Here is a 7,751-nt window from a genome sequence, read left to right as displayed (position 1 = left end):
TTTTTTATGTCTAAAACTTCCTTATGATAGGAGATGATTATTATATCGCAGATTAATATAAATAACTTAAGCTTTCAATATGATACACATGGTGAAGAGATATTTAAAGATGTATCATTTTTAATAGACACAAATTGGAAACTAGGACTAATTGGTCGTAACGGAAGAGGAAAAACAACTTTTTTAAAACTTCTTATGGGAGAGTATGAATATAGTGGTCGTATTTCAAGTAAAGTGAAATTTGAGTATTTTCCTATTAAAGTTGAAAATAAAAATCAGATTGCATTAGAAGTTGTAAGACAAAGTATTGCACATTTTAGTATTTGGGAAAAACAAATGGAGGAATATATTAAAGCTCCTGAAAAGATTGATATGTATGGAGAAGTTTTAGAAAAATTTATAGATAATGATGGTTATACAATTAATGAAATAATAGAAAAAGAAGTACGAAAAATTGGACTTAAACCTGAAATTCTTAAAAGAAACTTTGAAACTTTAAGTAGTGGGGAACAAACTAAATTACTTTTAGTAAGTTTATTTTTAAGGAAAAATCATTTCCTTTTAATTGATGAGCCAACAAATCACTTAGATAGCGAAGGAAGAAAAATTGTAGCAAATTATTTAGCTAGCAAAAAAGGGTTTATAGTTGTATCCCATGATAGAACTTTTTTAGATAATATTATTGACCATGTACTTTCTATTAATAAGGCTGATATAGAAATTCAAAAGGGAAATTTTTCAACATGGCAACTTAATAAAGATAGACAAGATGAGTTTGAAAAAAATGAAAATGAAAAGTTACAAAAAGATATTAAAAGACTTAGTGAAACTGCAAAGCAAAAATCATCATGGTCTAATAAACTAGAAGCTACTAAGATAGGAAATGGACCGTGTGATAGAGGCTCTATTGGGCACAAGGCTGCTAAAATGATGAAGCGTGCTAAGTGTATTGAAGCTAGACAAAACAAAGCAATTGAAGAAAAATCTAAGCTTTTAAAGAACTTAGATATAGCTGATAAACTAGATTTATCAACTTTAAAAAATGAAATAGACGATGTATTAGAAGTTAAAAATCTTAAGATAAACTATGAAGAAAAAGTAATTTTTGATTCTTTAAGTTTTGATGTAAAGCAAGGAGAAAGAGCTTGGCTTAAAGGTAAAAATGGATGTGGAAAGTCTAGCATAATAAAATTATTAATAGGTGAAGATATTTCTTATACTGGATATATTAAAAATACTGATAAAATATCATATATTTCCCAGGAAACATCTTTTTTAAAAGGTAGCTTAGATGATTTTATTAAAGAAGAAAAAGTAAATAGTCAGTATTTAAAAAGTACACTACACAAACTTGGCTTTGAAAATATTCAATTTGAAAAAGATATAAAAGAGTGGAGTGAGGGACAAAAGAAAAAATTACTTATATCTAAAAGTTTATGTGAAGAGGCAAAACTTTATATTTGGGATGAACCACTAAATTTCATAGATGTTATATCAAGAATTCAAATAGAAGAACTTATACTCAATAAAAAACCTACAATGCTATTTGTAGAACATGACAATTATTTTGGAGAAAAAATAGCTACAAAAATAATAACACTTTAAAAATTTTATAAATTAAAAAAATAAATTTATATAAAGTAAGTTAAAAAACTTAATGAAGAACATAATAAGATAAACAATATTTATGATAAAAAATGAAAGGAGACTGTCAAAGATAATGATTTGACAACTATAATTATGTTCAAGAAAAAAGTTGTTACACTTATTGCAATGTTTTTTATAGGAAGCACTATAATAGGTAATTGTTATGATAATAAAGATGAAAAATTAATATTTGGTGGAGAATATGTAAAAGAAATTGAACTACCAAAAGAAAAGACAGTAGAAAATAGTGATGAGTATTATAGTTTAGAAAGATTTTTTAGGCCATCTAAATCTCCTATTTTAAATAATAAAATAGAAAAAACTTTTTATGATATATATGGAACAGATACGACTAATTATAAAATACCTAATAAATTTATAAAAACACCTAAAGATACTATAATAAATTACTTTAGTGTTTTAAGAGAGGCAGCTAATCCTCTTGATGATACTAAAACAGGCTGTGGAAGTTTAGGAGATACTAGAGCACCTTATCCAATTGCTTATAAATTTTTATCAGATTCTTATCAAAAGAGAGTTTCTTATGATGAGTATTTAAAGTCTTTTGAAAATACTTTGCACATTAACTTAATAAAGGCAAATCAAGTAGGTCCAGATGAAAATAGACCTGATCTTATAAAATACTTTGTTGAACTTGAAATTATACAAGGTAGCAGTGAAGCTAAAGGGATTTTTGCTTATTATTATGGATATGTTTATATGAAAAAATAGATGGAGTTTATAAAATTGTTGATATGAAATATACTCCAGAAAATTATCTTTGTGCCCCTTATCATGGTTGGTCTTATGATGCTGAATCATTTGTCCAAATTGAATACGGTGATTGGTGCCATTTAATAGATGGGGATGTTAAGGTAGAGGAAAATGGATATGAAAAAAGAGTTTATTTTAAAGATAAAAATTCAAATGAGTACTATGTACTTTTTTATCAATTAACTAATGGTGTTGACGTTAAGATTTCTGATTATAAAAAGAATAAAAAAGGTAAGTGGGAACAAGTATATATTAATCCTGAAAAATGTTTAGATAAAAAATAAAAATACATTATAAAAGCCAGCAATTTTGCTGGTTTTTTATTTTTTAATTTAAATTAAAATTCAAAATAAAGTTACAAAAAAGATAATATTTTATTTAATGCATAAAGTATACAAAAATATGTCCGTATAAGTAAACTAAAAAGCTACATTAATAATGTAGAAAGGTTATAACAAATTAAATTATAAGGAGACGTTTATATGTATATGAAAAATTTAAAAATAGGTAGAAAATTAAGAATATCTTTTATTATATTGTTAATACTTGCGGCAAGTACAAGTTTTTATACAATATCTAAATTAAAACAGTCGGAAGAACTAAGCAGAGAGTTATTTACTGGACCTTATGTATCAACAACTGAATCTGTAAACATTCGTGAAAGTATAGTTGCTATTGGTAGAGATCTTGCTTATGCAATACTTAGAGAGGATCATGTAAAGTATAAACCTATACTTCAAAAGGATTTTGATGATATAAATGAAAGTATTAAATTAATTAAAAACTCTTTTAATACAGATGAAAAAGCTCTTACTGATCTTGAAAATGAAGTAGGAAAGCTAAAGCAAGAATTTGATAAAGCTTTTGCACTTGCAGAAAGTGGTGATTACAAAGGAACACTAGAAATGGTACAAGAAAATACTGTATATCGTGGTATATACGATAAGTGTGTAGAATATTCTAAAACTCTTAATGAGCATGCGGAAAATGATGGAGTTAAATTTAGTAAGGGAGTACAAGATACAGTATCAAAAGCAACTTTTGCTTCAATAACTATTAGTTTATTTACTATAGTAGCAGGAGGAGTTATATGTTTATATATCACAAAGAGCTTAAAAAATCCAATTGAAGAAATAGAAGAAGCTGCAGAAAAAATGGCTATTGGTGATTATGACATTGATATCAGTTATGAATCAAAAGATGAATTAGGTTATTTAGCAGAAAGTATGAGAAAAATGAGTAGTACAACTAAGGAAATTATAAATGATACAGCTCGTGTTTTAGGAGAAGTAGCATTAGGTAATTTCAATACAGAGCCACAAATAGAATACATAGGAATATTTAAAGAAATCGAAAACTCAGTAAATAAAATAACTCACGATTTAAGTGAAACAATGTCACAAATAAATGTTGCATCTGAAGAAGTTGAAGCAGCATCAGAGCAAGTTGCAAGTGGATCACAAATGTTATCACAAGGTGCTACAGAACAAGCAAGTTCTATTCAAGAATTATCTGCAACTATTATAGAAATATCTGATAAAATAAAAGATACTGCAGATAATGCTAAAAAAGCCAATAATTTAACATTAAGTTCAGCTAGACAAGTTAAAGATGGAAACGAACAAATGAAACAAATGGTTAAAGCAATGGAAGAAATTTCGTTTGCTTCTAATGAAATAGGAAGAATTATAAAAACAATAGATGATATAGCGTTCCAAACGAATATATTAGCATTAAATGCTGCTGTAGAGGCTGCACGTGCTGGAGATGCTGGTAAAGGGTTTGCTGTTGTTGCTGATGAGGTAAGAAACCTTGCTGCTAAATCAGCAGAAGCAGCTAAAAATACAGCTACATTAATTGAAAACTCAATAGGATCAGTTAATAAGGGGACTGAAATTGTAGATAGTACAGCAGAGTCACTTCAAAAGATAATAAATACAACTAATAGAACAACTACATTAGTTGATGATATAGCTAAAGCATCTGAAGAACAAGCTAGTGCAATAACTCAAGTTACATTAGGAGTAGAACAAATTTCAGAAGTAGTACAAACTAACTCTGCAACATCAGAAGAAAGTGCTGCTGCTAGTGAAGAGTTAAGTGGACAAGCACAAATGCTAAAATCGCTTATTGAAAACTTTGAGTTAAAAGATACAAATAAATCTAGAAAAAATATTAACTTTAATAGCGATGAAAATGATTATCTTGCAATGAATGAATATTAATATAAAAATAATAAAAAGACATATACAAAATATTTGTATATGTCTTTTATATTATGTAAAAGTTACATTTTGATTACTGAATCGTAATTAACACCTTTAGTATCAACGCTTATAGATTCAATAACAATATCTTTAACAGGCTTATCCATAGGACCTTTTTCAACATTTTCAATAGTATGAACAATATCCATGCCATTTATAACTTTACCAAAAGTAGCATATTTTCCATTTAAGTGAGGAGAAGATTTAGTAACTATAAAGAATTGGCTACCAGCACTATTTTTACTTTGGCTTCTAGCCATAGACAATACACCTTCAGTGTGTTTTAAATCATTTCTAAATTTATTGCTATTAAACTCTCCTTTTATATTATAACCAGGTCCACCTAAACCGCTTCCTTTGGGATCTCCACCTTGAATCATAAAATTCTTTATAATTCTGTGAAAAGTTAGGCCATTATAAAAACCACTATTAGATAGTTCTATAAAGTTGTTTACTGTATTTGGAGCTATATGAGGATAAAGTTCAGCTTTAACTGTTCCAAAATCCTTAAATACTATGGTAGCTATAGGAAGACTTTCAGGAGGAGTTCTAACTTCATCTACAATATTTCCATTTGAACCTGTTAGTTTTGATAGAAAATTTGAAAAAAATCCTTTGTTACTTCTTTCAGTCATTTATCTTACCATCCTTTGTTAATTTATGGGTTTATTATATCACAGATAATTATAAATATTTATTATTTTAGTTTTATTTGAATAATATGATAAAATAATTATATTAATATAAATTAAAAACTTTTAAATATAAAAGAAGGAGACAAAGTTATGATTAAATTAAAGTATAATGGACATGCGAATATATGTTTAACTAAGGATGATATAACTGTATTAATAGACCCATTTTTTACAGATAATCCAGTAAATAAAGTTAATCCAAATGAAATAGATTGCGACTATATATTAGTATCTCATGCACACTTTGATCATATAGGAGATGCAATAGACATAGCAAAGAGAACTAATGCAACAATTATAAGTACAGCAGAAATTGCTAATATGGTTTCAAATCAAGGGTGTAGAGCTCATGGTATGAATATAGGTGGAAAATTTGATTTTGAGTTTGGCTTTGTTAAGGTTACACAAGCAATACATAGTGCAGGTATAGAAGGTGGATGTGCTTGTGGGTTTGTAATAAATTTCTATGGAAAAAATATATACTTTGCAGGTGATACAGCACTATTTTTAGATATGCAACTTATAGGTCGTATGAATAACATAGATTATGCACTTTTACCAATAGGAGATAATTTTACTATGGGACCTATAGAAGCAGTTGAAGCAGTAAAAATGTTAAATCCAAAAGTTGTTATTCCTATACATTATAATACTTGGGAACCTATATCTCAGTCACCTATTAAGTTTAAAGAAGATGTTGAGAAAAATACTGATGCTAAAGTTTTAGTAGTTGATTTTGGAGAGAGTATAAAAATATAATAAAAGGTTACTTTTAGTAACCTTTTATTATATTTATTTCATTAAATGATCATTTTCCATTACAATAGGTCTAGGCATTTTTGCACCACCTGGTGATGTTGTTACTCTATCAAACATATAGCTTCTTAATTCTTCCTTGTTTTTAAACTTAGTAGCTTGGAAAGGCATACCTGGAGTATATTTTTCTATAAATAGTATCTCATCTCCATTTTTAACAGCAACACCAGCATGTCCAACATATACATCTTTTAAGTCTTCATCTCTCATAAATCCATTTATTAAAGTTACATCTTTATTACCAGTAAACTTAATACCTCTTTTATTGAATTCTTTACTTATTAGTTTAGCCATTTCTTCATCACTACCAAATTTATCAACTTTTATATTTGAAAATAACTTTTTGAATGTTTCAACATTAGTGTCAGCAATTTTAGTAGCTTTAGCAAGTTTATTTTCATCTAAAGCAGCAATGTCTTGAGCTATATCAGATGAATTAGAATTAAATTTACCTTTAGAATCTACAAAATCTCTAAATAGAGTAAATGATGATATTCTACAGTTTACATCTAAATATTTATTTGAATTTAACCACTTTTCTTGGAAAGCATCTCCATTATATGGAACTTGTGATTTATCAGTTGTACTAAATCCTGAAGTATTAGTTAAATTTACTTTATATTGCTTATTGTAATCATTTACTAAATCAAAATATTGATTAATATATTCTGATTTAATATTATTTTTAGATAATATTTGCTTTACATCATCTTGTGTTTTTTTATCAACTAAATTTGTATAATTTAATGATTTATAACTAGGTTTTTCTAATTTAACTTTAGCTTGTTGAGCTAATATTTCGTCACTCTCTATAAAAGGTTTTTGACCTTCTTTAGAATTATCTTTAGAACTCTCTTCTTTTTTAGATTCATTTACCTTAGATTTATCTTCTTTAGCTTTATCTTCTTTTTTATCTACTGACTGTGAAGCGTTTGTAGGAGTTTTTTTATCTTTAGATGAATCTGTAGGTGTACATCCTGTTAAAGCCATTGATGCAGTTAATACTACTGCTCCTGATAAAAATATAGTTAATGCTGGTCTTTTCATATTTTATTTCTCCATTCTATTTTTGAATAATTTTCTCTGTTGTTTTGTTTTTTTAAGTATATAACACAGAGATATATGTTAGCAATATGTATAAGATTACAGTATTGTGTAATGTGTAAATGACTTATAGATAAGTTGTAAATAAGTTGTAAAATAGAGAAATAATATTGACTTTTTATTAAAAATATTTTAGAGAAATACCCTTAATTATATTTCATACAAGCATAGGAAATAATTTGCGAAAGATTTAAAATTAGTATAGGCGACTACAAGTGAGGAAGTTGATTTGAATGAGATAAGCTTGTAGAAGAAAAATGAAAAAATTAACAATAAAAGGCTATGATTTAATATCATAACCTTTATATTTGAAGACTCTAACTTTTCATTGTTTTTGACCTTAGTTAGACTTATTTACTTTAGTTTTATCTTCCTTAGCTTTATCGTCTTTTTTAGATTCGTTTACTTTAGATTTATCTACTTTAGACTTATCATCTTTTTTAGATTC

7 protein-coding genes are annotated in these 7,751 nt (G+C 27.1%); 5 read left to right on the top strand and 2 right to left on the bottom strand.

Going from position 1 to position 7,751, the window contains the following annotated elements; genetic code table 11:
* The first annotated feature begins 33 nt into the window (after positions 1 to 33).
* The 4 genes from abc-f to JWF52_RS13985 all read left to right on the top strand — a co-directional run bounded on the left by abc-f (position 34) and on the right by JWF52_RS13985 (position 4,646).
* The gene (gene abc-f, locus JWF52_RS14000; RefSeq protein WP_286184171.1) at positions 34 to 1,605 is read left to right on the top strand and encodes a ribosomal protection-like ABC-F family protein; all 1,572 of its coding nucleotides are present in this window, start codon (positions 34 to 36) and stop codon (positions 1,603 to 1,605) included.
* Positions 1,606 to 1,740: 135 nt separating this feature from the next.
* On the top strand, positions 1,741 to 2,379 hold the full coding sequence (locus JWF52_RS13995; protein WP_208334164.1) for a hypothetical protein: 639 nt from the start codon (positions 1,741 to 1,743) through the stop codon (positions 2,377 to 2,379).
* A gap of 23 nt (positions 2,380 to 2,402) precedes the next feature.
* Positions 2,403 to 2,705, top strand: a complete 303-nt coding sequence (locus tag JWF52_RS13990; protein WP_208334163.1) for a hypothetical protein — start codon at positions 2,403 to 2,405, stop codon at positions 2,703 to 2,705.
* A gap of 198 nt (positions 2,706 to 2,903) precedes the next feature.
* Entirely contained in the window at positions 2,904 to 4,646 is a 1,743-nt protein-coding gene (locus JWF52_RS13985; protein WP_208334162.1) for a methyl-accepting chemotaxis protein, read from the top strand.
* A gap of 62 nt (positions 4,647 to 4,708) precedes the next feature.
* Here the strand turns inward: JWF52_RS13985 and JWF52_RS13980 are convergent, their stop codons facing one another.
* Positions 4,709 to 5,323: a peptidylprolyl isomerase gene (locus JWF52_RS13980; protein WP_208334161.1), complete on the bottom strand. Its 615-nt coding sequence runs from the start codon at positions 5,321 to 5,323 to the stop codon at positions 4,709 to 4,711.
* A 150-nt stretch (positions 5,324 to 5,473) separates the two neighbouring features.
* On the opposite strand from JWF52_RS13980, the gene JWF52_RS13975 reads away from it, so the two are divergent.
* The gene (locus JWF52_RS13975) at positions 5,474 to 6,142 is read left to right on the top strand and encodes a metal-dependent hydrolase (RefSeq protein WP_208334160.1); all 669 of its coding nucleotides are present in this window, start codon (positions 5,474 to 5,476) and stop codon (positions 6,140 to 6,142) included.
* 33 nt (positions 6,143 to 6,175) lie between these two features.
* Here JWF52_RS13975 and JWF52_RS13970 read toward each other — a convergent pair whose 3' ends face one another.
* Positions 6,176 to 7,246 (bottom strand): DUF4300 family protein, encoded by a 1,071-nt coding sequence (locus JWF52_RS13970; protein ID WP_208334159.1) that lies wholly within the window; start codon positions 7,244 to 7,246, stop codon positions 6,176 to 6,178.
* Positions 7,247 to 7,751: the final 505 nt, after the last annotated feature.

Origin of the sequence: Clostridium sp. CCUG 7971 (assembly GCF_017590215.1) — a bacterium.
GTDB lineage: Bacteria > Bacillota > Clostridia > Peptostreptococcales > Peptostreptococcaceae > Faecalimicrobium.
This window is presented reverse-complemented; position numbering and strand designations above follow the sequence as displayed.

Bases quoted from the DNA above. Each gene is read 5' to 3' on its own strand.
- JWF52_RS13980 (WP_208334161.1), bottom strand. From the start codon at position 5,323: ATGACTGAAAGAAGTAACAAAGGATTTTTTTCAAATTTTCTATCAAAA.
- JWF52_RS13995 (WP_208334164.1), top strand. From the start codon at position 1,741: ATGTTCAAGAAAAAAGTTGTTACACTTATTGCAATGTTTTTTATAGGA.
- abc-f (WP_286184171.1), top strand. From the start codon at position 34: ATGATTATTATATCGCAGATTAATATAAATAACTTAAGCTTTCAATAT.
- JWF52_RS13975 (WP_208334160.1), top strand. From the start codon at position 5,474: ATGATTAAATTAAAGTATAATGGACATGCGAATATATGTTTAACTAAG.
- JWF52_RS13970 (WP_208334159.1), bottom strand. From the start codon at position 7,246: ATGAAAAGACCAGCATTAACTATATTTTTATCAGGAGCAGTAGTATTA.
- JWF52_RS13985 (WP_208334162.1), top strand. From the start codon at position 2,904: ATGTATATGAAAAATTTAAAAATAGGTAGAAAATTAAGAATATCTTTT.
- JWF52_RS13990 (WP_208334163.1), top strand. From the start codon at position 2,403: ATGAAATATACTCCAGAAAATTATCTTTGTGCCCCTTATCATGGTTGG.